The sequence below is a fragment of the Planosporangium mesophilum genome, from assembly GCF_016863255.1.
GTDB lineage: Bacteria > Actinomycetota > Actinomycetes > Mycobacteriales > Micromonosporaceae > Planosporangium > Planosporangium mesophilum.
This window is the reverse complement of the sequence record NZ_BOON01000053.1, coordinates 1-22,917: the sequence shown is the minus strand read 5'-3', so window position 1 is coordinate 22,917 and position 22,917 is coordinate 1. Positions and strand designations below refer to the sequence as shown.

The window sequence follows — 22,917 nt, the reverse complement described above, 5'->3', positions numbered from 1 at the left end:
GAGGTTGTCGTGGAACCGATCCGCGCCGCGCGCGGTACCGAACTGTCCGCCCTCGGCTGGCAGCAGGAGGCCGCGCTGCGCATGCTGCACAACAACCTCGACCCCGAGGTGGCCGAGCGCCCGCAGGACCTCGTCGTGTACGGCGGCACCGGCAAGGCGGCGCGCGACTGGCCGAGCTTCTCCGCGCTGACCCGAACCCTGCGGACGCTGGAAGCCGACGAGACCATGCTGGTGCAGTCCGGCCGCCCGGTCGGGGTGTTCCGTACCCACGAGTGGGCCCCGCGCGTACTCATCGCCAACTCCAACCTGGTCGGCGACTGGGCAACCTGGCCCGAGTTCCGGCGCCTGGACGCGCTCGGGCTGACCATGTACGGGCAGATGACCGCCGGCTCCTGGATCTACATCGGCACCCAGGGCATCCTCCAGGGCACGTACGAGACGTTCGCCGCCGTCGCCGCGAAGCGCTTCGGCGGCAGCCTCGCCGGCACGTTGACGCTGACCGCCGGCTGCGGCGGGATGGGCGGTGCGCAGCCCCTCGCCGTGACCATGAACGACGGGGTCTGCCTGGTCATCGACGTGGACGCACGCCGGCTGCGACGGCGGGTGGAGACGCGCTACCTCGACGTCGTGGCCGACTCGCTGGACGAGGGCCTGGCCACAGCGCTGAAGGCCAAGGCGGAGCGCCGGGCGCTGTCGGTCGGCGTGGTGGGCAACGCCGCGACACTCGTACCCGAGATCCTGGCCCGTGGTGTCGGAGTCGACATCGTCACCGACCAGACCAGCGCGCACGACCCGCTGTCCTACGTACCCGAGGGCATCGACCCGGACGACGCGCCGGACTACGCGGCGAAGAAGCCCGAGGAGTTCACCGACCGGGCCCGCGCGTCGATGGCCAAGCACGTCGAGGCGATGGTCGGGTTCAAAGACGCGGGCGCCGAGGTGTTCGACTACGGCAACTCGATCCGGGGCGAGGCGAAGCTGGCCGGCTACGAGCGGGCGTTCGACTTCCCCGGCTTCGTGCCGGCGTACATCCGGCCGCTGTTCTGCGAGGGCAAGGGTCCGTTCCGGTGGGCGGCGCTGTCGGGCGACCCGGCCGACATCGCGGCCACCGACCGGGCGGTCCTCGACCTGTTCCCGGAGAACGAGTCGCTGGCCCGCTGGATCAGGATGGCCGGCGAGCGGGTGGCGTTCCAGGGGCTGCCGGCGCGCATCTGCTGGCTCGGGTACGGCGAGCGGGACAAGGCGGGTCTGCGGTTCAACGAGATGGTCGCGTCCGGTGAGCTGAAGGCGCCGGTCGTGATCGGCCGTGACCACCTGGACTGCGGTAGCGTCGCGAGCCCGTACCGCGAGACCGAGGCGATGCGCGACGGCTCCGACGCGATCGCGGACTGGCCGCTGCTCAACGCCCTGGTCAACACCGCCAGCGGTGCGAGCTGGGTCAGCATTCACCACGGCGGCGGCGTCGGCATCGGCCGGTCCATCCACGCCGGCCAGGTCACGGTCGCCGACGGCACTGCCCTGGCCGCGCAGAAGATCGAGCGGGTACTGACCAACGACCCCGGCATGGGCGTGGTCCGCCACGTCGACGCCGGGTACGAGCGCGCCGAGCGGGTGGCCGCCGAGCACGGGGTACGGGTACCGATGCGGGAGTCCGATCATGTCGCCTGAACACTTCGCCGCGCTGTGGCGCTCGCTGCTGCCGATCGGGCGGGACGGGCGCGACGGCGGATACCTGCGCCGCTCCTGGGGGCCGGCGGACCTGGAGTGCCGGGAGTGGTTCACCGAGGAGGCGCTCGACCGCGACCTCACTCTCGACCCCGACGGCAACGGCAACCTCTGGGCCTGGTGGGGCGACCCGACCGCCGGCGATGCGGTCGTCACCGGCAGCCACCTGGATTCGGTGCCGCACGGCGGCGCGTACGACGGGCCGCTCGGCGTGGTCTCCGCCCTGCTCGCGATCGACCTGCTCCGCGAGCGCGGCGCGACCCCTCGCCGGCCCATCGGGATCACCGTCTTCACCGAGGAGGAGGGGGCCAGGTTCGGCGTCGCCTGCCTCGGTTCCCGGCTGCTCACCGGTGCGATCGACCCCGCCCGGGCGCGGGCCCTGACCGACCGCGACGGCCTGACCCTCGCGGACGCGATGACGAAGGCCGGGTACGACCCGGCGGACCTGGGCGCCGACCCCGCGCGGCTGGGCCGGATCGGGGCCTTCCTGGAGCTGCACATCGAGCAGGGGCGCGCCCTGGTCGGGACCGACGCGGCGGTCGGGGTCGGCAGCGCGATCTGGCCGCACGGTCGCTGGCGGATGGAGTTCACCGGCGAGGCCAACCACGCCGGTACGACCCGGATGGCCGACCGGCGCGACCCGATGCTGACCTTCGCGTACGCGGTGCTCGCCGCCGACGAGGAGGCCCGCCGGCTCGGCGCGCACGCGACCGTCGGCCGGGTCGAGGCGACGCCCAACGCCACGAACGCGATCCCGTCGGCGGTCACCGCCTGGCTGGACGCCCGGGCGGGCGACGCGTCCGTTCTGCAGGAAATGGTGGAGGCGCTGCGACGGCGCGCGGCCGAGCGTGCCGCCGCCGACGGTACCGGCTTCGCGGTGAGGCCCGAGTCCGAGAGCCCGGTGGTGGAGTTCGACAGCGGCCTGCGCGACCGGATCGCGTCGCGGCTCGGCGGCGCGCCGATCCTGCCGACCGGCGCCGGTCACGACGCCGGCGTGCTGGCCTCGCACGTACCGACCGCGATGCTGTTCGTGCGCAACCCGACCGGCGTGTCGCACGCGCCGGCGGAGTACGCCACCGACGTCGACTGCTGGGCCGGGGTGACCGCCCTCGCCGACGCCCTGGAGGAGTTGGCGTGTTGACTCGCTACTGGGCCGAGCATGCCCGGGTCGCGGACACCACCGAGCCGGGCGTGCTCATCGAGGTCTCCGCCGGGCGGATCACGTCGGTCACCCCCGGCGCGGCGCCCGACGGCGCGACCCGGCTGCCCGGCCTCACCCTGCCGGGGCTGGCCAACGCGCACTCGCACGCGTTCCATCGGGCGCTGCGCGGCCGTACCCACGACGGCAGCGGCACGTTCTGGAACTGGCGGGAGCGGATGTACGCCCTCGCCGCCCGCCTCGATCCGGACAGTTACCACGCGCTCGCCCGCGCCACGTACGCCGAGATGGTCCTCGCGGGGATCACGTGCGTCGGCGAGTTCCACTACCTGCACCACTCCCCGACCGGCGAGCCGTACGACGACCCGAACGCCATGGGCGACGCGCTGATCCGGGCCGCGGGCGACGCCGGGCTGCGCATCACCCTGCTCGACACCTGTTACCTGACGTCCACCGTGGGCGGTGAGCCGCTGGAAGGGCCGCAGCGCCGCTTCGGCGACGGCGACGCGCAGCGGTGGGCGCAACGGGCCTCAGCGATGACGCCGGCGCCGCACGCGAAGGTCGGCGCCGCCGTCCACAGTGTCCGGGCGGTACCCGCCGACCAGCTCGGCACAATCGTCGACTGGGCCGCCTCATACCAGGCTCCGCTGCACGTACACCTCTCCGAGCAGCGCGGCGAGAACGACGCCTGCCTGGCGCACTACGGGCGTACCCCCACCGAGGTTCTCGCCGACGCCGGGGCGCTCGGCCGGCGTACGACCGCCGTGCACGCCACGCACCTCACCGACCTCGACCGCACCGAGCTGGGCGACACCGACACGGCCGTCTGCCTCTGCCCCACCACCGAACGCGACCTGGCCGACGGCATCGGCCCGGCCCGCGCCCTGGCGGACGCCGGCAGCCCGATCTGCCTGGGCAGCGACAGCCACGCGATCATCGACCCGTTCGAGGAGGCCCGCGCGCTCGAACTGGACGAGCGGCTGCGGACCGAGCGCCGCGGCCACTTCGACGCCGCCGAGCTGCTGCGCGCCGCGAGCGTCGCCGGCCACGCCGCGCTGGGCTGGGACGACGCGGGCACCATCGCGGTCGGCCAGCGCGCCGACCTGGTCACGGTCCGGCTCGACTCGGTCCGCACCGCGGGCGTCGGCCCCGGCCCGGCGATCGTCTTCGCAGCGAGCGCCCCCGACGTGAGCCATGTCGTCGTCGACGGCCGGATCGTGGTCCGCGACGGCGGACACGTGAGCATCGACGTCGCGGGCGAACTGGCCCGCGCGGTCGGAGCGCTGTGGTGAGCCTCCTCGTCACCGACATCGGTGAGCTGGTCACCAACGACCCGGCGCTCGGCGACGGGCCGCTCGGGCTGCGCCGCGACGCCGCGGTCGTCGTCGACGGCGGGCGCGTCGCGTGGGTCGGGGACGCCCGTTCCGCACCGGCCGCGGACGCCGTCCTCGACGCGGCCGGCCGGGCCGCGCTGCCCGGCTTCGTCGACAGCCACGCCCACCTCGTGTTCGCCGGGGACCGGGCCGCGGAGTTCGGTGCGCGGATGGCCGGCGAGCCCTACACCGGCGGGGGCATCCGCACCACCGTCGCGGCCACCCGCGCCGCCACCGACGACGAGCTGCGGGCCAACGTGGCGCGGCTGCGGGGCGAGGCGCTGCGCCAGGGCACCACCACGATCGAGATCAAATCCGGGTACGGGCTGAGCGTCGCCGACGAGGCGCGGTCGCTGCGGATCGCCCGCGAATTCAGCGACGAGACCACCTTCCTCGGTGCCCACGTCGTGCCGCCCGAGTACGCCGATCGCCCCGACGACTACGTCGGAATGGTCTGCGGGTCGATGCTGGCCGCCGCATCGCCGCACGCGCGCTGGATCGACGTGTTCTGCGAACGGGGCGCGTTCGACGTCGACCACGCCCGCGCCATCCTGGCCTGCGGCCAGGCCGTCGGGCTCGGCGTGCGCGTGCACGCCAACCAGCTCGGCCCCGGGCCCGGGGTACAACTCGGCGTGGAGCTCGGGGCTGCCAGCGTCGACCATTGCACCCACCTGAGCGGCGCCGATGTCGACGCGCTCGCCTCGACCCGGTTCGACTGCATGTGCCCGGACGGCGGACACACGACCACGGTGGCCACGCTGCTGCCGGGAGCGGAGTTCTCGACCCGGTCGCCGTACCCGGACGCGCGCCGGCTGCTCGACGCCGGCGTCACCGTCGCGCTCGCCACCGACTGCAACCCGGGCAGCTCGTACACCTCGTCGATGCCGTTCTGCATCGCGCTGGCCGTCCGGGAGATGCGGATGACCCCCGCGGAGGCGGTCTCCGCCGCGACCGCGGGCGGCGCGCGGGCGCTGCGCCGCGACGACGTGGGCGTGCTGACCGTCGGCGCCCGCGCCGACCTGCTGCTGCTCGACGCCCCCTCGTACCTGCACCTGGCCTACCGGCCCGGCGTTCCGCTGGTTTCCACCGTGCTGCTCAACGGAGAGTCGCAATGAACACCGTCATCGTCCAGCCGACCGGGATCACGCCGGCCGACGTCCTCGCCGTCTCGCGCGGCGGCGCGCGGGTGGAGATCTCGGACGCTGCGATGGAGGCGATGCGCACCAGCCGGGCGCTCGTCGACGACATCGAGCGTGCCGGTCGTCCCGTGTACGGGGTCTCCACCGGCTTCGGCGCCCTGGCCAACACGTCGATCGCACCGGAGCGGCGGGCCGAGCTCCAGCACGCGCTGATCCGCTCGCACGCTGCCGGGATCGGGGCGCCGATGCCGGCCGAAGTGGTCCGGGCGATGATCCTGCTCCGGGTACGGTCGCTGGCGCTCGGCCGGTCGGGGGTCCGGCCCGACGTCGCCCGGGCGCTGGTGGACCTGTTGAACGCCGGCATCACCCCGTGGGTACCCGAGCACGGCTCCCTCGGCGCCTCCGGCGACCTGGCGCCGCTGGCGCACTGCGCGCTGGTCGCCATGGGCGAGGGCTGGGTGCTCGGCAAGGACGGCGCCCGCGTCGGCGCGGCGGAGGCGCTGCACGCGGCCGGCCTGCGCCCGATCGAATTGGCGGCCAAGGAGGGGCTCGCGCTCATCAACGGCACCGACGGCATGCTCGGCATGCTGCTGCTGGCGCTGAACGACCTGTGCCATCTGCTGACCATGGCCGATCTGACCGCCGCGCTGGCGATCGAGGCCATGCTCGGCACCGACCGGCCGTTCCAGCCCGAACTGCACGCGATCCGGCCGCACCCGGGTCAGGGCGTGTCGGCCGCCAACATCCACCGGCTGCTCCAGGACTCGCAGATCATGGATTCGCACCGCAACGACCTCGTCCACGCCGTGCAGGACGCGTACTCCATGCGCTGCGCCCCCCAGGTCGCGGGCGCCGCGCGGGACACCGTCGCGTTCGCCACCGAGGTGGCCGCCAGGGAGCTGGTGTCCATCGTGGACAATCCGGTGGTACTGCCGGACGGGCGGGTCGAGTCGACCGGCAACTTCCACGGCGCCCCGCTCGGCTTCGCCTGTGACTTCCTCGCGATCGCCGCGGCCGAGGTCGGCGCGATCTCGGAGCGGCGGGTGGACCGGCTGCTGGACGTGTGCCGGTCGCGGGACCTCCCACCGTTCCTGACCCCCGACGCGGGCGTCAACTCCGGGCTGATGATCGCCCAGTACACGGCGGCCGGCATCGTCGCCGAGAACCGGCGGCTCGCGTCACCGGCGAGCGTCGACTCACTGCCGACGAGCGGCATGCAGGAGGACCACGTCTCGATGGGCTGGGCCGCGGCCCGCAAACTGCGTACCGTGCTGGACAACCTGACCAGCCTGCTCGCCGTCGAACTGCTGGCCTCGGTACGGGGATTGCAGCTACGCGCGCCGCTGACCCCCTCGCCGGCCGGCCGCGTCGCCGTGTCGATGGTGGAGCCGTTCGCCGGGGCGCCGGGACCGGACGTGTTCCTCGCCCCGGTACTGGAGAAGACCCGGGGTCTCGTCGCCGGCCCGGACCTGCGAGCGGCCGTGGAGGCGGAGGTCGGTCCGCTGCGGTGACCGCCGACAGCTGATCACCGAGCTCGTCTACGACGTGCCGGTCAGGGTCGGCTGAGCCGGCCGCCCGGCTCAGCCGCCCTGCTGACGGATGATCTCCGCGAGGGCCCGCATCGCCTGGCCCCGGTGGCTGATCGCGTCCTTCTCCTCGGCCGTCAACTCGGCGTTGGTACGGGTGTTGCCGGCGGCCACGAAGATCGGGTCGTAGCCGAACCCGTTCTCCCCGCGCGGCTCGCGGATCAGCTTGCCGGGCTGCCGGCCGTGGGTGACGTACTCGCGGCCGTCGGGGAAGGACAGCGCCGCCGCGCACACGAACTCGGCGCCCAGGTGCTCGTCGGGCACCTCGGCCACCTGGCCCAGCACCAGCCGCAAGTTGGCCTCGTCGTCGCCGTGCCGCCCGGCCCACCGGGCGCTGAACACACCCGGCATGCCGCCCAGCACGTCGACGGTGATCCCGGAGTCGTCCGCGATCGTCGGCAGGCCGGTCACCTTCGCTCCGTCGCGCGCCTTGAGCAGCGCGTTCTCCTCGAACGTCAGCCCGGTCTCCGGGGTCTGCGGGTACGGCGGGGCGTCGTCCAGCCCGACCAGTTCGACGTCGGTACCGGTCGCGGCGAGGATGCGCCGCAGCTCCTTGAGCTTCTTGGCGTTGCGGGTGGCCAGCAGCATCCTCACGACAGCGCCTCCCGCTGGATGCGGGTCAGCTCGGCGCAGCCGGCCGCGCCGAGGTCGACCAGGACGTCCAGCTCGGCGCGGCTGAACACGCTCTGCTCACCGGTACCCTGCACCTCGACGAAGTCGCCGGTGCCGGTGCAGACGACGTTCATGTCGACGTCGGCGACGACGTCCTCCTCGTAGCACAGGTCCAGCCGGGGCTCGCCGCCGATGATGCCGACGCTGACGGCGGCCACCGACCGGTGCAGCACCTTCTCCGGCGAGCCCTTGAGGGAGCCGTGCTTGCCGAGCCAGTGCACGGCGTCGTGCAGCGCCACGTACGCGCCGGTGATGGCCGCGGTCCGGGTGCCGCCGTCGGCCTGCAGCACGTCGCAGTCGAGGACGATCGAGTTCTCCCCGAGCGCCTTCAGGTCGACACAGGCCCGCAGGCTGCGCCCGATCAGCCGGGAGATCTCGTGGGTACGCCCGCCGATCTTGCCTCGGACGCTCTCCCGGTCGCCGCGGGTGGTGGTGGCGCGCGGCAGCATCGCGTACTCCGCGGTGACCCAGCCCAGCCCGGAGCCCTTGCGCCAGCGCGGCACCCCCTCGGTGACGCTGGCCGTGCACAGCACCCGGGTGTTGCCGAACTCGACGAGCACCGAACCTTCGGGGTGCATGCTCCAGTTACGTTGCAGGGTCACCGGGCGCAGCTCGTCCGGTGCGCGTCCATCAGGTCGGGCCATGACCATCACCCTATGCGGCGCCGCCGACGCTTCTTACCCGAGGCTGTTGTTCTTGCCGGCGTGCTCGTCCTCCTTGACCTTGCTGTCGTCGCGCAGCGGCAGGTACGGCTCCTTGTCCTTGGGCCGCATGCCGCCCTCGATGGCCCGCTCGCGCTCCAGTTCCGCGTCGAGCTCGGCGCCCATCAGCAGCGCGATGTTGGAGATCCACAGCCAGACCAGGAACGCGATGGCGCCGCCCAGGGTGCCGTAGGTCTTGTTGTAGGAGGCGAAGTTCGACAGGTACAGCCCGAAGCCGACCGAGGCGACCGCCCAGACCACGACGGCCACCAGGCTGCCCGGGGTGATCCAGCGGAAGCCGGTGTGCCGCGCGTTGGGCGCGAGGTAGTACAGCAGCCCGAACGCCAGGCTGATCAGCAGCAGCAGGACCGGCCACTTCGCGATGTCCCAGACCACGACGGCGGTGTGGCCGAGGTGCAGCAGGTTGCCGATCACCTGCGCCAGCCGGCCGGTCATGACGATCGTCAGGGCGCTGACCACCAGCAGGACGCCGACCAGGACGGTCAGGCCGAGACGCAGCGGCAGGGTCTTCCAGAACGGGCGGCCCTCCGGCACGTCGTAGATGGCGTTGACGGCCCGCATGAACGCTCCGATGTAGCCGGACGCCGACCAGAGCGCGCCCAGCAGACCGAGGATGGCGAACAGCCCGGTGGGCGCCTGCCGGGCGCCATTGATCACGTTTCCGATGATCGGCTTGGCCACCGGCGGCATGAAGCTCTGCAGCGTGTCGGTCACCGTCTTGGCGGTGCTCTCCCCGAGGAAGCCCAGCGACGACACGAGTACCAGCAGACCGGGGAAGATCGACAGGACACCGTAGTAGGTCAGGGCCGCGGCCCAGTCCGTCAGGTTGTCGTCCTGGAACTGCTTGATCGTGCGCTTGAGCGCGCCCCACCAACCGCGCTTGGGAAGGTCGGACGGGCTCTCGGGGCCGGGCTGCGGCTGGGTCGGTGCCTGCTCGGCGGGTGGCTGGTTCACCGTGTGCTCCTTCCGGGGATACACCTGGGTGTTTCCCTGGACGGGGCACGGCGAACCGTCATTGGCATCCCCGGTCACCCCGACGGGCGGGGATTTCCCGCGCAGCGGTCGTAGCTGTCGGCGGTACGGGCGTTGAACAGGCCGCCCGAGCGGGGCATGACAAAGGCGGCCAGGCGGACGACTCTCACGCCGCGACTCCGACCCGCGTGGCCGGCGAGCCGCCGTGCACGGCCACGTAGTGGCCGATCAGCTCGTCGCCGACGGCGGCCCAGCCGCGGCCTTCCACCGCGGCGCGGGCGTTGGCGCCGAACTCGGCGCGGCGCGCCGGGTCGGCGACCAGGCCGGCCACCGCGCCGGTCAGCGCCGCGGCGTCACACGGGGGTACCAGGTACCCGGTGCGCCCCGGCTCGACGAGGTCCAGTGGCCCGCCGGCCGCCGGGGCGACCACCGGCAGCCCACTGGCGAGGGCCTCCTGGACGGTCTGGCCGAAGGTCTCGTACGGGCCGGTGTGCGCGAACACGTCGAAGCTGGCGTAGAGGCGGGCGAGTTGGCCGCCGTGGCGGGCGCCCAGGAAGACCGCGTCCGGCATCGCCCTGCGCAGCGACGCCCGCGCCGGTCCGTCACCCACGATCACCACCCGTACCCCGGGCAGCCTCGTCACCGGCGCCAGCAGGTCGACGCGCTTCTCGGGGGCCAGCCGCCCGACGTAGCCGACGATGACCTCACCGCCGGGGGCGAGCGCGCTGCGCAGCGCCGGGCTGCGCAGCTGCGGGGTGAAGCGGGCGGCGTCGACGCCGCGCCGCCATAGCCACACCCGCTCGATGTCGTGGCCCATCAGCGCCGTCGCGGTCGCGGTGGACGGGGCGAGGGTACGGTCGGCGGCGTTGTGGATGCGGCGCAGCCACCGCCAGGCCGCCTCCTCGCCCCAGCCGAACCCGCGGTAGAGGGCGGCGTACGCGGGGACGTCGGTCTGGTACACCGCCACGGTCGGCAGGCCGAGCCCGCGGGCGACGCTGACGCCGCGGGCGCCGAGCACGAACGGGCTGGCCAGGTGTACCAGGTCGGCACGGTGCTCGCGGAGCGCCGCGGCGATGCGGCGGCTGGGCAGGCCGAGGCGGAAGCTGGGGTACCCCGGCGTCGGCAGCGAGGGAACCCGGATGACGGGGTACGGCAGCTGGCCGGTGACGGCCCGGCAGCCGGAGGCCGGCTGCGGCGCGATGACCAGCGGGGTGTGGCCGCGGCTCAGCAGGTGTTCGGCCACCCGTACCACTGAGTGCGCGACGCCGTTGACGTCGGGCGGGAACGACTCGGTGATGATCGCGATCCGCATGCCCTCACGGTGCGGGGCCGCCGGGTGCAGCAGACCAATCGACGTTGACGGAAGGGCGAAATGTGAGCGACGAGATCGTCCTAGATCTCGTACCGGCAGCCGGGGCGGACGATCTCGACGGGCCCGGCGAAGGCGGTGGACGCCGCCTCGACCGTGGACAGTTCGTCCCCCCACGCCGGTACGAGGTGGGTCAGCAGCAGCCGGCCGACGCCGGCCTTCGCCGCGTGCTCGCCCGCCTCACGGCCGGTCAGGTGCAGGTCGGGCGGGTTCTCCGCACCGTCGAGGTAGCTCGCCTCGCACAGGAACGCGTCGGCGCCGTGGGCCAGGCGGACCAGCGCCTCGCAGGCCGCGGTGTCGCCCGAGTACGCCAGCACCCGCCCGCCGTGCTCCACGCGTACGCCGTAGGTCTCGACCGGATGGTTGACCCGATCGACGGTGACCTGCATCGGGCCGATCGGGAACGAGCCGGGCTGGAGCGCGTAGAAGGCGTACACGTCGTCGACCGGGCCCTCGTCGGGGCCGCCGTACGCCGTGGCGAGCCGCTCCGGGGCGCCCGCCGGCGCGTACATCGGGATCGGCGGCAGCGGGCCGCCGGGCGCGTACCGCCGCGTCACCACGTACGAGCAGGCGTCGAAGATGTGGTCGGCGTGCAGGTGCGACAGCAGGATCGCGTCGATGCTGTGCAGCCCGCAGTAGCGCTGCAGCGTCGACAGCGAGCCGGTACCGAAGTCGATGAGCAGGCGGAACCCCTCGGCCTCGACCAGATAGGCCGAGCACGCCGCCTCCGGCCCCGGGAAGCTACCGGAGCACCCGAGGATCGTCAGCCTCATGCCGCCCCCTCGCACCGCTCGCTCATGCCGCCACCTCCACGACGGGGCCGTCACCGGCCACGCCGACCTCGGGGCCGATGAACCGGCGCGCCAGGCGGGCGAACGGCTCGGGGTCGCCGGTGGCGACGAACCGGTGTACCGGCGGTGGCGCGTCGTCGGGGCGGAGCAGGTCGCGCTCGGTCAGCATCCGGTAGACGTCCTTCGCGGTCTCGTCGGCACTCGACACCAGCGTGACACCGTCACCCATGACCAGTCCGAGCAGTCCGGCCAGCAGCGGGTAGTGGGTGCAGCCGAGCACCAGCGTGTCGACCCCGGCGCGCTGGAGCGGCTCCAGGTACGCGCTGGCGAGCCCGAGCAGGGCCCGACCCGAGGTGACGCCGCGCTCGACGAAGTCGACGAACTGCGGGCAGGCGGCGCTGTGCACGGTCACCTGCGGCGCGGCGGCGAACGCGTCCTGGTACGCGCCGCTGGTGACCGTCGCCCTGGTGCCGATGACGCCGATGTGGCCGTTGCGGGTGGCCGCCACGGCACGGCGCACGGCCGGCCGGATGACCTCGATGACCGGTACCCGGTAGCGCTCGCGCGCGTCGTGCAGACACGCCGCCGAGGCGGTGTTGCAGGCGATCACCAGCATCTTGACGCCTTGATCGACCAGATGGTCGAGGCACTGGAGCGCGTAGCGGCGCACATCGGCTATAGGCTTAGGGCCGTACGGCACATTCACGGTGTCTCCGACATACACGACCTGCTCATGTGGCAACTGGTCGAGGATGGCGCGAGCCACGGTCAGGCCGCCGACGCCTGAGTCGAAGATCCCGATGGGCGCGTCCGTCACGCAGCGCAGCCTACGCCGCCCGCCGGGGCTCCCTCCCGACATCACGCGCTACATGTCACCAAGGTGACACCCAAGCTCGGGACACATCGGTACCCATTACGCAAGGTCAACTAGCTCGTTGCAGTCAGTGAAGTCGTACAGTCGCGCTGTTTGACGACACCGGGTTCAAAAGGGAGGGCACCGCCCATGAGCGGCAAGTCCGCCACCCCTACGGTGGCGACGAAGACCAGGTCCAGGTTCCACCCTGTCGCCGTGCGCCTGTCGCAGCGGCTACCCACGCAGGAGGCCCGCGAGGCGCTGGCCGACCTGAGAATGCCCGGCACACCCGACCCGGACGTGCGACTACGCCGACTTCTCGGCGTCTGCACGTGGGCGGCGACGCTCGGCTTCATCGGGCTGATCATCGGCGTACGGATCGTGTTCGGCATCTTCACCCACATCCCGATGTGGTACCTGCTCGTCGCCTTCGCCCTCGGCGTGCCCGGCATCGCGGCGACCGTCGCCGCCTTCGCCAGCCTCCACAGGGACCGGCTGCCGTGGCAGCTGCTCGGCGTCGCCACGGCGGCCGAGGCGCTCTGCTTCGGGGTCACCCTGCTGCTGTGACCCGATACGACGGCGGCCCTCCCGGTACCGGGAGGGCCGCCGTCGTGAGCGGTGGATGGGATCAGGCCCAGAGCTGGCCTTCCAGGGACTCCTCGGCCTCGCCGAGGGTGCCGGTGTAGGCGCCCGTCGACAGGTACTTCCAGCCGGCGTCGGCCACCACGAACGCCACGTCGGCGCGCTTGCCGGCCTTGACCGCCTCGTGCGCCACCGCGAGGGCGGCGTGCAGGACCGCCCCGGTGGAGAAGCCGACGAACAGCCCCTCGACCTCGACGAGCTGTCGGGTACGCAGGACGGCGTCACGGGTACCGACCGAGAACCGGCGGGTCAGCACCGCGGCGTCGTAGAGCTCCGGGACGTACCCCTCGTCGATGTTGCGCAGCCCGTACACCAGCTCGCCGTAGCGCGGCTCGGCGGCCACGATCTCGATACCGTCGACCTTCTCCCGCAGGTACCGCCCGACGCCCATCAGCGTGCCGGTGGTACCCAGGCCGCCGACGAAGTGCGTGATCGTCGGCAGGTCCCGCAGCAGCTCGGGGCCGGTGCTCTCGTAGTGCGCCCGGGCGTTGGCCTCGTTGCCGTACTGGAAGAGCATCACCCAGTCGGGGTGCTCGGCGGCGATCTCCTTCGCCATCGCGACGGCCCGGTTCGAGCCGCCGGCGGCCGGCGAGAAGATGATCTCCGCCCCGTACATGCGCAGCAGCGCCACCCGCTCGCTGGAGACGTTCTCCGGCATGACGCAGACCAGCCGGTACCCGCGCAGCTTCGCCACCATCGCCAGCGCGATGCCGGTGTTGCCACTGGTCGGCTCCAGGATCGTGTCGCCGGGGCGCAGCCGGCCGGCCTCCTCGGCGGCCCGCACCATCCAGAACGCGGGCCGGTCCTTGATGCTGCCGGTGGGGTTGCGGTCCTCGAGCTTGGCCCACAGCCGCACGTCGGCGCTGGGAGACAGCCGGGGCAGGCCGACCAGTGGGGTGTTGCCGCACGCGTCCAGAAGTGACTCGTAGCGGGCCATCAGGTCAGCTCCAGGTCGCGAGCGCGCCGCCGGCCACGGCGGGCAGGATCGTCACGTTGTCGCCGTCGTTCAGCTTGGCGTCGAGGCTGCCGATGAACCGGACATCCTCGTCGTTGACGTAGATGTTGACGAAGCGGTGCAGCGCACCCTCTTCGGTGATCAGGCGGCCGCGGATGCCGGCGTACCGGCTGTCCAGGTCGGTGAGTAGGTCGGCGAGCGTGTCGCCGCTGCCCTCGACGGACTTCGCGCCGCCGGTGTACGAGCGAAGGATCGTCGGGATGCGAACCTCGATGGCCATGATTTCGGTGCTCCTCATAAGTCGGACAGACGGAGTGGGACAGCAGTGACGTCGAAAGGGGACCGCGGGCGGCGTCAGTTGCCGGCGCGACACTCGTAGTCGACAGCCGCCGGGCTCTGCCCGAACATGTAGGACTGAACGGCGTGCTGGTCCACGTCCGCGTTGACGACGCGCACCGGCTCCTCGGTCACGACTCCGTCCAGGATCCGGTACGACCGGATCTCGGTGGTCTCCGGTTCCCGGGTCGACACCAGCATGTAGTGCGCGTCGGGGTACGCCGCGAGACCGATGTCGGTACGCGACGGGTAGGCCTCGGTCGCGGTGTGCGAGTGGTAGATGACCACCGGCTCCTCGTCGAGGTCGTCCATCTCCCGCCACACCCGCAACTGCTCGCCCGAGTCGAAGCGGTAGAAGGTCGGGGAGCGCTCCGCGTTGTCCATCGCGACGTGGCGGGTCGGCTGGTCCGACCCGATCGCACCGGCCACGATCCCGCACGCCTCGTCCGGGTGGTCCCGGCGGGCGTGCGCAACGATCGCGTCCAGAATCGCGGCGTCGATGGTCAGCACGCGCCCCAGACTACCGAAGTTTCCGCACCGGGCGTCAGGTGAGCGTCAACACATGGCCGGGGTCACCCCGCGAGCGCCTCGACCAGTGACTCCTGCAGCTCACTGAGGTACGCGTACACGGACAGCCGGGCCACCCGCACCGAGACCGGGTCGTGCAGCACCGCCTCGTCCATCTCGTCGACGAGATCGGTCTCGTCGGTGATGCCCAGTTGCATGCCGAGCGCGAGCCGGGCGTCGGTGAGCCCTCGCAGCCACGCCTCGGCCTGCTCCTCGGACAGGCGCACCTCACCGCCGTCCGGCGGCAGTGCGGCGAGCATCGCCCCGGCCTGGTCCAGCTTGGCGGACCTGAGGTCGGCCTCGATGTACCGGCGCAGGTCGGCGGAGCCCTGCGGGTCGTCCCGGTAGACGTCCGGGAACAGCCGCGCCACCACCGGGTCCTCGCGGTCGAGCCGCTCCGACAGCAGCGCGACAACCTCGATCATGACCTGCTGGAGCACGGCCGCGCCGGTGGAGTCGAAGTGACCGACGCATGCGTCGCCCTCGCGGATGAACATCAAGACTGGTCCACCGTTGCCCACAGCCCGTACCCGTGCAGCTGGGACGCGTCGTGCTCCATGCGCTCCCGCGCGCCGCTGGAGACGATCGCCCTGCCCTTGTGGTGCACGTCGAGCATCAGGCGCTCGGCCTTCTCCCGGCTGTACCCGAAGAGCTTCTGGAAGACCCAGGTCACATAGCTCATGAGGTTGACCGGATCGTTCCACACGATCGTCACCCAGGGTCGATCGGTCGCCGGCACCTCGGCGATGTCAGGGGTCTCGAGTGGTGTGACCTGTGGAGCAGCCATAACGCCATTCTTCCCTCAGCCGGCCGGGATAGCGACAACCGCGCCGGGTGGCGGCGCGGTTGTCGCTGTCGGGGGGCAGTCGATCAGGCTAGGAGTACGCCGTGTTCCACGGTGTCCAGGGCCACCACGGCAAGCGCCTCCCGCAGGTAATCGAAGCGCCACGTGAGTTCGCGGCCCAGGTGGGTCTCGAGGGTCTGTACCGCCTGCCGCAGCCACTGCCGGCTACGGTCGGTGCCGCGGTGGCCGGCCAGGTAGCAGACGGCACTCAGGCCCACCCCGATCGGCGGCAGCAGTTCCTCCTCGACCGGCCGGGGCGCGACGGCCGCCAGCGCCGCGACCGCGCCGCGCCCCGTCGTCACGGCGATCCCCGACGTCGAGGTGACCAGCAACACGCGGTTCCAGTCGGGCACGCCCGCCTCGGCCTCCTCGACCGCGCGCCGGGTGGCGCGGCGGATGCGCTGCAGCGCGGCCCGGTCCGGCCGGGCCTCCAGGATCTCGGTGAACAGCCGACGCATGATCGCCGCGGCGGCGTCGTCGACGGACCGGGTCGCCCGGACCGAGAGCGCGTGCAGCTCCCGGTCGACGACGTGCGCCAGGCGCGCGCAGCCCTCCGGGGAGTCGGTCGACCGCACGCACCGGGCATGGATGGCGGTCAGGTCCATGGCCAGCCGCTGACCGGCGGCGGTGCGGTGGGTCTGGATCTCGTCGTCGAGGACCTGGGTCCAGCGCTCGTCGGTGACGCCAGCGGCGACGCGGGGTGCCGCCGGGTTCTGACCCGCGGCTTTCCGCTGGACCGGGACCGCCTGAACAGCCGGCGTCGCCAGCGGTGCCCGCTCCCCCGGCGGCGGCTCGCTGATCGCCCGCCGCAGGGCGTCGACGCCCAGCCCGGCCAGGCCGCGGGCCGCCTCCTCCACCCCGGCGGGTGGCGCGCCGTCACAGCCGTACCGGGTGCTCAGCGCGTACCACGGGGCGGTGGCCAGGCGCGGCGCGTGGTCGTGCACGAGCTTCTGGTCGGCCGACAGGACCGCCGGCCACTGCGGAACGGCATCGATCTTGGTCAGCGCGAAGATCACGGGTACGTCGCGCTGATCCACCTGGGCGAGGAAGTCCAACTGGGCCGGCTGAAGCGCGGTGGTGGCCTCGGTCACGAACAGGAGCGCGGTGCGTTCGTCCAGCCCATCCAGCACGATATCGGTGTACACCTGATCAAAGCCGCCGATGCCGGGCGTGTCGACCAGGTTGACGTGGTGCAGCAGGTCGGCGGGGTGCAGCACCTCGACGCGGCGCGGCGGGCGGCCGAGGCCGTCGCGTGCCAGCGTCGCCGCGTCGCCGGCAAGGACCTGCTCGACGCCGAGCGGGCGGGGCGAGCGCCGGCCGGGCACGTACGCGTACGCCATCGGCCGGTCGCCGCGGCGGAAGGACACGAAGGCCGAGGTTTCCGACCGGGCGACCACGGTGGCACCGGCGTCATCCGATTCGCCGGCCACCGGTACCAGCTCCGCCGCCGGCGTCCCCAGCAGCGCGTTCGTCACCGAACTCTTGCCGCAGCCGGGAGCACCCGCGACCACGACCGTCGACACCCGGCCGGCGTCCGGCGCGGCGGCGACGTCCGGCATACCGGTGACCTCCGGCATACCGGTGACCTCCGGCGTACGGGCGACGTCGGGCATACCGCCGATGTCCGGCCTACCGGTCGGGACGGCCCCACCGTCGGACACCGCGGCCGACCCGGTGGGCGGACCCGCCCCGAGGGTCGCCATCGGCGTACGTGGCACTGCCGACTTCATGCGCCACCCTCCTGGGATCCGGACCAACCAACCCCGTTGCCGGTCGGCACGCGAACGCTACGTGAACGGTCACTTACGGGGGCAGGAGCGACGGTACTCAAAGGACGGACGAAGCACTACTCAAACTTTGGTACTTTCAAGGGAGCGCACAGTAACGGGAACATCTATATGCTGCGACAGTGCCTCCGTGGAGTTTCGTCGGGCGAGTGGAGGAGCTGGCCCGGCTGACCGAGGCGGCCGCAGGCGCCACCGGCCGTGGCCTGATCCTGGGCGGTGCTGCCGGCATCGGCAAGAGCCGGCTGCTCCGTGAGGCGGTCGCGACCCTGGACACGGAGCGCCTGTCGGTCTGGTCGGCGACGGCCAACACGGCCACCGCGGGGCTGCCGCTGGGCAGCCTGTCACAGGTGCTACCCGCGGACCAACCCGCCCCCGCCTCCACCTCCGGCCTGCTGCGGTGGGCCGTGGACGCCCTGCGCCAACGCGCCGCCGGGCGGCCCGTCGTGCTCGCGATCGACGACGGGCACCTGCTGGACCCACTGTCGGCGACGCTGATCTACTACCTCGCCCACAACGAGCGCACCACGATCCTCGCGACGGTACGCACCGGCGAGCCCGTACCCGACCCGGTCCGGGCACTATGGACGGATGACCTGGTAGAACGCGTCGAGCTCGGCCCGCTTACCCAGGACGAGGTCGCCGAGCTGCTGAGCCGGGTGTTCGGCGGCCCGGTGGACTCCGCGTCGGTGGACCGGCTGTGTCAGCTGTCCCAGGGCAACGCCCTGCTGCTGCGCGAACTGGTGCTGGCGGCGCGCGCCGGCGAGGAGATCACCTCGTCGTACGGGGTCTGGCGGTGGACCGGCCGCTTCGAGCTGATCCCGACCCTGACCGAGGTGATCGACGCCCGCATCGGCCAGCTCACCACCGAGGTACGGGACGTGCTGGAACTGGTGGCGTTCGGTGAGCCGATCGGGCTGCAGATGCTGGTACGGGCCACCGACGCCGCCGCGGTCGAGCAGGCCGAGGAGCGCCAGCTCATCCGGGTGGTGCCCGACGACCGCCGGGCCAACGTCCGCCTCGCCCATCCGCTGTACGCCGAGGTGGTGCGCCAACGCTGCCCGGTCACCCGGTTCCGGCGGCTGCTGGCCGAGCTCGCCGACCTGGTCGACGGAGTGGGCAGCCGCCGGCGTGACGACCTGCTCCGGGTCGCGGTCTGGAGGCTGGACAGCGACACCGCCCGCGACCCGCGCCAGCTGCTGGACGCCGCCCGGCAGGCGTCCGCCGGCTACAACATCCCACTCGCGATCCGGCTGGCGCGCGCGGCGGTCAACGCGGGCGCGGGGTTCGAGGCCGCGTTGACCCTCGGCACCCTGCTGATGTTCGCCGACCAGCCGGCCGAGGCGCTCGCCGTCCTCGACCTGGCGGGCGACCTGGTCACCGACGACCGCCAGCGCGCGGACTGGCTGAGCGTCCGGGCCAGCGTCCTGTACTGGGGGCTGGCCGAGGAGTGCGCGGCGGCCCGGCTGTCCAAGGACGCGGAACAGATCACCGAGCCGGCCGCGCGGGCCGGGGTCCGCGCGGTCGAATCGATCATGCACCTGCACCGCGGCGAGCACGAGACCGCGCTCGAGCTGGCCCAGAGCGTCCTGGACGACGCCGAAGCCGAGCCGGCGCCGCGGGCGCTCGCCGCCGGTACGGTCGCGCACCTGCAGGCGGCGCGGGGCGCGTTCGTACAGACCCTGCGCGCGATGGCGGTGGTGGACGCCGACGCGCCGCGGTGGCGGCTCGAGGCGCCCTACATCCAGCTCGCCGTCGAACTCGCCCGGGGCACCGCGATGATCCTCGCCGGCGACCTCGGCGCGGTACGGGCGATGGTGGCCGCGGAGTTCGCCGGCCTCGCCGACGCCGGCGACTTCCACCTGGGCGCGGGCTACGTCACGCTGGTCCGGGCGCAGGCCGCCCGGCTGCGCGGCCGGCTGCCCGACGCCGCCCGCTTCGCCGGCCAGGCGGCCGCGACGCTCGCGGCCGGCCACGTGTACGGGGCGCTGGCCAACGCCGAGCGGGCGCACGTGGCGGCGCTCTCCGGCGACCACGCGCTGGCGGCCCGGGCGATGGCCGAGTGCGACGCCTGCCACCGGCCCACCATGAACATCCTGTACCCGTGGCTCGAGCAGGCCCGGGCCTGGGTCGCGATCTGCTCGGGCGAGGCCCGTACCGGGGTCGAGGTGCTCTCGGACCTGATCGGGCGGCTGCGCGCGGACGGGTTCGCCGGGTACGAGCTGCACGCCCTGCACGACCTGGTACGGCTCGGCCGCGCCGGCGACGTGGTCGAGCGCCTGGCCTACCTCGCGGGCGTCATCCAGGGGCCGCTCGCACCCGTGATGGCCTGGCACGCCCGGGCCGCGGCGTCGGCCGACGGCGGCGGCCTGCTCGGCGCCGCCGAGGCCTTCGCCGACCTGGGCCTGTCGCTGTACGCGGCGGAGGCCGCCGCCGGCGCGATCCCGCTGCTGCGGGCCGCCCGCTCGCCCCAGACCACGACCGCGTCGGAGCTGCTCACCGTGCTGCTGCAGCGCTGCGAAGGGGTGAAGATCCCGACCCTGGTGGTGGCCCGGCCGGCGCTGACCACGCGGGAACGCCAGATCGCCAAGCTCGCCGCGGCCGGCGTGCCCAGCAAGGAGATCGCGGACAAGCTCTACCTGTCCTCGCGCACGGTCGACAACCACCTGCTCCGGGTGTACGCGAAACTCGGCGTCGCCGGCCGGGCCGAGCTGGCCGGCGCGCTCCGGGCACTGCCCACCGACGAGTAACCCGGGCGGCCCGGCGCATTAGGCTCTGATCCGTGAACTCGGATATCGCCCTGTACACGGACCACTACGAGCTGACGATGCTGTCGGCCGCCCTGCGGGACGGCACGGCCGACCGGCAGTGCGTGTTCGAGGTGTTCGGCCGGCGGCTGCCGCTGGGCCGCCGCTACGGCGTGGTGGCCGGAACCGGCCGGATCATCGAGCAGTTGCGGGACTTCACCTTCACGCCGGAGATCGTGGAGTGGCTGCGGGACCGCCAGGTGGTCGACGACCGCACCGCCGACTGGCTGCGACGCTACCGGTTCAGCGGCGACATCGACGGGTACGCCGAGGGCGAGCTGTACTTTCCCAACTCCCCCATCCTCACCGTGAGCGGCACCTTCGCCGAGTGCGTCGTGCTGGAGACGTTCGTGCTCTCGGTGCTCAACCACGACTGCGCGATCGCGTCGGCGGCCGCCCGCATGGTCACGGCCGCCCGGGGACGGCCGCTGATCGAGATGGGCTCCCGGCGTACCCATGAGGAGGCCGCGGTCGCCGCGGCCCGCTCCGCCTACCTGGCCGGCTTCGCCTCGACCTCCAACCTGGCGGCCGGCCGCCGGTACGGGATCCCGACGGCGGGGACCGCGGCCCACGCGTTCACGCTGCTGCACGACGACGAGAGGGCCGCGTTCGCCTCGCAGGTGGCCACCTTCAGCAAGGACACCACGCTGCTGGTCGACACGTACGACATCAGCCAGGGCATCCGCAACGCGGTCGCGGTCGCGGGCCCGGACCTGGGCGCCATCCGCATCGACTCCGGCGACCTGTCCATGCTCGCGCAGCAGTCCCGGGACCTGCTCGACGAGCTGGGCGCCACCGAGACCAGGATCGTGGTCTCCGGCGACCTCGACGAGTACGCGATCGCGTCGCTGGCCGCCGAGCCGGTCGACGCGTACGGCGCCGGCACGGCGGTCGTCGTCGGCTCCGGCGCGCCGACCGCCGGGCTGGTCTACAAGCTGGTCGAGGTCGACGGCAAGCCGGTGGTCAAGCGGTCGGAGAACAAGGCCACCGTCGGCGGCCGCAAGACCGCGGTACGCCGGCACAAGCCGACCGGTACGGCCACCGAGGAGATCATCGTGCCGCAGGGCAGCCCGGAGCCGAGGCCGCACGACCGGCCACTGCAGCGCCCGTACGTGCGGGGCGGCGAGATCGTGCCCGACCTGCCGACCCTGGAAGACTCCCGGGAACTGCTCCGCCATAATTTGATCTCGATACCGTGGGAGGGCCTGAAGCTGTCCCAGGGTGAGCCGACCATCCCGGTGGTCTGCCAACCGGCGAGCACGAAGGAGAGCGGATGAGCCACGCCTTGATCATCGTCGACGTGCAGAACGACTTCTGCGAGGGCGGGTCGCTCGCCGTCGGCGGCGGTACCGGGGTCGCGAGCGCCATCTCGGCGGCCCTCGCGGCGGACGAGGGTCAGTGGGACCACGTCGTGGCCACCCAGGATCACCACATCGACCCGGGCGGGCACTTCTCCGACCAGCCGGACTACGTCGACACGTGGCCGGCGCACTGCGTCGCCGGTACGGCCGGGCAGGCGTTCCACGCCAACCTCGACACCGACCGGATCGAGGCGGTTTTCACGAAGGGTGACCACGCGGCCGCGTACTCCGGTTTCGAGGGCCACGCCGGCGGGGTCAGTCTGGCGGCCTGGCTGCGGATGCGCGGGGTGGACGCCGTCGACATCGTCGGCATCGCGACCGACCACTGCGTACGCGCTACCGCGCTCGACGCGGCGCGGGAAGGCTTTCACCCCACCGTGCTACTGGACATGACAGCCGGTGTGGCGCAGGTTACTGTCGATGAAGCGCTGTCCCAGATGCAATCCGCGGGAGTGATTCTGAAGGGACAGCCCGTCGTTCAGGGGTGAGGAGGCCCTGTACGCCAATTAGTAAGGCGGCGGTATACGGAACGTAGCGCGGTCGACAGTCGGTCCGTTACGCTAGCCGCACCTCAAGGCCACCGCATGAGTGGTCATACGCGGGAGGCGACGCAGTGAGCCTGTCGATCCAGACCCGCCGGCGGGGTGATCGCGAAACCGTGATCTCCCTGCACGGAGAGGTCGACTACGCCACGGCCCTTGATCTCCGGGCCGCGATCTCCGCAACACTCACCGCCGGCGACGTCGACAGCGTTGTCGTCGATCTGGCCGGCGTGACGTTCCTGGACTCCACCGGTGTCGGCACCCTCGTGGTGGCCACGCGCATCTGCAACGACCTGCGGGTGGAGTTCCGGGTGTGCGACCCCAACCCGTTCATCGCGAAGCTCTTCACGGTCGTGGGTGTGGCCGAGATGCTCGGCCTACCGCCGGCTCCCGGCGTCTCTCCGAGGACCATCCGCCAGCGGGCCAAGTCCCCCGCTTCCCAGGTCGCCTGAGCGGCCCCTCCCCCCTCTCGTCGATCCGGGAGAAACGGTCGCTGCCCCGTCCGTCTCGTGGCGCCATTGCTCCCGGCTCAACGCCGTAACGCGGAACGCCCGGCCCCCACGTCGTGGGGGCCGGGCGTTCGACGTTCGGCGCGGGCCTACCGCTCGCCGGAGGTGTCCTCCTGGTAGGTGGCACCACCGCGCGCCTCGGCCGTCAGCGGCGTCGCGCCGCCCTCCGGCGGGCTCGTCAGCGAGTGGCCGGGCGCGTGCTCCGGGAA

Annotated in this window: 22 protein-coding genes; 10 read left to right on the top strand and 12 right to left on the bottom strand. The window is 72.6% G+C overall.

What is annotated here, in order from left to right:
• Positions 1-9: 9 nt before the first annotated feature.
• The 5 genes from hutU to hutH are packed head-to-tail and all read left to right on the top strand — an operon-like array spanning position 10 to position 6,907.
• Positions 10-1,668, top strand: coding sequence for a urocanate hydratase (gene hutU, locus Pme01_RS25480; protein WP_168117485.1), 1,659 nt, complete (start codon positions 10-12; stop codon positions 1,666-1,668).
• Positions 1,658-2,866 (top strand): allantoate amidohydrolase, encoded by a 1,209-nt coding sequence (locus Pme01_RS25475; protein WP_168117484.1) that lies wholly within the window; start codon positions 1,658-1,660, stop codon positions 2,864-2,866. The genes hutU and Pme01_RS25475 overlap by 11 nt, the downstream gene beginning before the upstream one ends.
• A complete protein-coding gene (locus Pme01_RS25470; protein WP_168117520.1) occupies positions 2,863-4,176 on the top strand; it encodes a formimidoylglutamate deiminase in 1,314 nt (437 codons plus the stop codon). The genes Pme01_RS25475 and Pme01_RS25470 overlap by 4 nt, the downstream gene beginning before the upstream one ends.
• Positions 4,170-5,372 (top strand): imidazolonepropionase, encoded by a 1,203-nt coding sequence (gene hutI, locus Pme01_RS25465; protein WP_168117483.1) that lies wholly within the window; start codon positions 4,170-4,172, stop codon positions 5,370-5,372. The genes Pme01_RS25470 and hutI overlap by 7 nt, the downstream gene beginning before the upstream one ends.
• Positions 5,369-6,907 carry a histidine ammonia-lyase gene (hutH, locus tag Pme01_RS25460; protein WP_168117482.1) on the top strand — a complete coding sequence of 513 codons (1,539 nt, stop codon included), beginning with the start codon at positions 5,369-5,371 and terminating at the stop codon, positions 6,905-6,907. Before hutI ends, hutH begins: the two co-directional genes overlap by 4 nt.
• A 69-nt stretch (positions 6,908-6,976) precedes the next feature.
• Here hutH and rdgB read toward each other — a convergent pair whose 3' ends face one another.
• The 6 genes from rdgB to murI all read right to left on the bottom strand — a co-directional run bounded on the left by rdgB (position 6,977) and on the right by murI (position 12,325).
• On the bottom strand, positions 6,977-7,570 hold the full coding sequence (rdgB, locus tag Pme01_RS25455; RefSeq protein WP_168117519.1) for an RdgB/HAM1 family non-canonical purine NTP pyrophosphatase: 594 nt from the start codon (positions 7,568-7,570) through the stop codon (positions 6,977-6,979).
• A 2-nt stretch (positions 7,571-7,572) separates the two neighbouring features.
• Positions 7,573-8,298, bottom strand: a complete 726-nt coding sequence (gene rph, locus Pme01_RS25450) for a ribonuclease PH (RefSeq protein WP_168117481.1) — start codon at positions 8,296-8,298, stop codon at positions 7,573-7,575.
• 33 nt (positions 8,299-8,331) lie between these two features.
• Entirely contained in the window at positions 8,332-9,330 is a 999-nt protein-coding gene (locus tag Pme01_RS25445; protein ID WP_168117480.1) for a YihY/virulence factor BrkB family protein, read from the bottom strand.
• A 184-nt stretch (positions 9,331-9,514) separates the two neighbouring features.
• Positions 9,515-10,660, bottom strand: coding sequence for a glycosyltransferase family 4 protein (locus Pme01_RS25440; RefSeq protein ID WP_168117479.1), 1,146 nt, complete (start codon positions 10,658-10,660; stop codon positions 9,515-9,517).
• A gap of 80 nt (positions 10,661-10,740) precedes the next feature.
• Positions 10,741-11,490: an MBL fold metallo-hydrolase gene (locus Pme01_RS25435; protein WP_168117478.1), complete on the bottom strand. Its 750-nt coding sequence runs from the start codon at positions 11,488-11,490 to the stop codon at positions 10,741-10,743.
• Positions 11,491-11,512: 22 nt separating this feature from the next.
• Entirely contained in the window at positions 11,513-12,325 is an 813-nt protein-coding gene (gene murI / locus Pme01_RS25430; protein ID WP_168117477.1) for a glutamate racemase, read from the bottom strand.
• A gap of 186 nt (positions 12,326-12,511) precedes the next feature.
• On the opposite strand from murI, the gene Pme01_RS25425 reads away from it, so the two are divergent.
• Positions 12,512-12,928 carry a hypothetical protein gene (locus tag Pme01_RS25425; protein WP_168117476.1) on the top strand — a complete coding sequence of 139 codons (417 nt, stop codon included), beginning with the start codon at positions 12,512-12,514 and terminating at the stop codon, positions 12,926-12,928.
• 61 nt (positions 12,929-12,989) lie between these two features.
• Here Pme01_RS25425 and Pme01_RS25420 read toward each other — a convergent pair whose 3' ends face one another.
• The 6 genes from Pme01_RS25420 to Pme01_RS25395 form a co-directional block, all read right to left on the bottom strand.
• Positions 12,990-13,940 carry a PLP-dependent cysteine synthase family protein gene (locus Pme01_RS25420; protein WP_168117475.1) on the bottom strand — a complete coding sequence of 317 codons (951 nt, stop codon included), beginning with the start codon at positions 13,938-13,940 and terminating at the stop codon, positions 12,990-12,992.
• A gap of 4 nt (positions 13,941-13,944) precedes the next feature.
• Positions 13,945-14,238 carry a MoaD family protein gene (locus tag Pme01_RS25415; RefSeq protein WP_168117474.1) on the bottom strand — a complete coding sequence of 98 codons (294 nt, stop codon included), beginning with the start codon at positions 14,236-14,238 and terminating at the stop codon, positions 13,945-13,947.
• A 74-nt stretch (positions 14,239-14,312) separates the two neighbouring features.
• On the bottom strand, positions 14,313-14,804 hold the full coding sequence (locus Pme01_RS25410) for a M67 family metallopeptidase (RefSeq protein WP_168117473.1): 492 nt from the start codon (positions 14,802-14,804) through the stop codon (positions 14,313-14,315).
• Between the two features lie 62 nt (positions 14,805-14,866).
• Positions 14,867-15,358 (bottom strand): DUF2017 family protein, encoded by a 492-nt coding sequence (locus Pme01_RS25405; RefSeq protein WP_168117472.1) that lies wholly within the window; start codon positions 15,356-15,358, stop codon positions 14,867-14,869.
• Positions 15,358-15,648 carry an ATP-dependent Clp protease adapter ClpS gene (gene clpS / locus Pme01_RS25400; protein WP_168117471.1) on the bottom strand — a complete coding sequence of 97 codons (291 nt, stop codon included), beginning with the start codon at positions 15,646-15,648 and terminating at the stop codon, positions 15,358-15,360. Before clpS ends, Pme01_RS25405 begins: the two co-directional genes overlap by 1 nt.
• Positions 15,649-15,731: 83 nt before the next feature.
• Positions 15,732-17,435, bottom strand: a complete 1,704-nt coding sequence (locus Pme01_RS25395) for a GTPase (RefSeq protein ID WP_168117470.1) — start codon at positions 17,433-17,435, stop codon at positions 15,732-15,734.
• Between the two features lie 179 nt (positions 17,436-17,614).
• Here Pme01_RS25395 and Pme01_RS25390 point away from each other — a divergent pair, with 179 nt between their 5' ends.
• The 4 genes from Pme01_RS25390 (at position 17,615) to Pme01_RS25375 (ending at position 22,651) form a co-directional block, all read left to right on the top strand.
• Positions 17,615-20,239 carry a LuxR C-terminal-related transcriptional regulator gene (locus tag Pme01_RS25390; protein ID WP_168117469.1) on the top strand — a complete coding sequence of 875 codons (2,625 nt, stop codon included), beginning with the start codon at positions 17,615-17,617 and terminating at the stop codon, positions 20,237-20,239.
• A 32-nt stretch (positions 20,240-20,271) separates the two neighbouring features.
• The gene (locus Pme01_RS25385) at positions 20,272-21,573 is read left to right on the top strand and encodes a nicotinate phosphoribosyltransferase (RefSeq protein WP_168117468.1); all 1,302 of its coding nucleotides are present in this window, start codon (positions 20,272-20,274) and stop codon (positions 21,571-21,573) included.
• Positions 21,570-22,145, top strand: a complete 576-nt coding sequence (locus tag Pme01_RS25380) for an isochorismatase family protein (RefSeq protein ID WP_168117467.1) — start codon at positions 21,570-21,572, stop codon at positions 22,143-22,145. The genes Pme01_RS25385 and Pme01_RS25380 overlap by 4 nt, the downstream gene beginning before the upstream one ends.
• 125 nt (positions 22,146-22,270) lie before the next feature.
• Complete coding sequence (locus Pme01_RS25375; RefSeq protein ID WP_168117466.1) at positions 22,271-22,651, top strand: STAS domain-containing protein; 381 nt, start codon at positions 22,271-22,273, stop codon at positions 22,649-22,651.
• The last annotated feature ends 266 nt before the right edge of the window (positions 22,652-22,917 follow it).

Bases quoted from the DNA above. Each gene is read 5' to 3' on its own strand.
- Pme01_RS25475 (WP_168117484.1), top strand. From the start codon at position 1,658: ATGTCGCCTGAACACTTCGCCGCGCTGTGGCGCTCGCTGCTGCCGATC.
- Pme01_RS25415 (WP_168117474.1), bottom strand. From the start codon at position 14,238: ATGGCCATCGAGGTTCGCATCCCGACGATCCTTCGCTCGTACACCGGC.
- Pme01_RS25395 (WP_168117470.1), bottom strand. From the start codon at position 17,435: ATGAAGTCGGCAGTGCCACGTACGCCGATGGCGACCCTCGGGGCGGGT.
- Pme01_RS25380 (WP_168117467.1), top strand. From the start codon at position 21,570: ATGAGCCACGCCTTGATCATCGTCGACGTGCAGAACGACTTCTGCGAG.
- Pme01_RS25405 (WP_168117472.1), bottom strand. From the start codon at position 15,358: ATGTTCATCCGCGAGGGCGACGCATGCGTCGGTCACTTCGACTCCACC.
- rdgB (WP_168117519.1), bottom strand. From the start codon at position 7,570: ATGCTGCTGGCCACCCGCAACGCCAAGAAGCTCAAGGAGCTGCGGCGC.
- clpS (WP_168117471.1), bottom strand. From the start codon at position 15,648: ATGGCTGCTCCACAGGTCACACCACTCGAGACCCCTGACATCGCCGAG.
- Pme01_RS25425 (WP_168117476.1), top strand. From the start codon at position 12,512: ATGAGCGGCAAGTCCGCCACCCCTACGGTGGCGACGAAGACCAGGTCC.
- rph (WP_168117481.1), bottom strand. From the start codon at position 8,298: ATGGCCCGACCTGATGGACGCGCACCGGACGAGCTGCGCCCGGTGACC.
- Pme01_RS25440 (WP_168117479.1), bottom strand. From the start codon at position 10,660: ATGCGGATCGCGATCATCACCGAGTCGTTCCCGCCCGACGTCAACGGC.
- Pme01_RS25435 (WP_168117478.1), bottom strand. From the start codon at position 11,490: ATGAGGCTGACGATCCTCGGGTGCTCCGGTAGCTTCCCGGGGCCGGAG.
- hutH (WP_168117482.1), top strand. From the start codon at position 5,369: ATGAACACCGTCATCGTCCAGCCGACCGGGATCACGCCGGCCGACGTC.
- Pme01_RS25420 (WP_168117475.1), bottom strand. From the start codon at position 13,940: ATGGCCCGCTACGAGTCACTTCTGGACGCGTGCGGCAACACCCCACTG.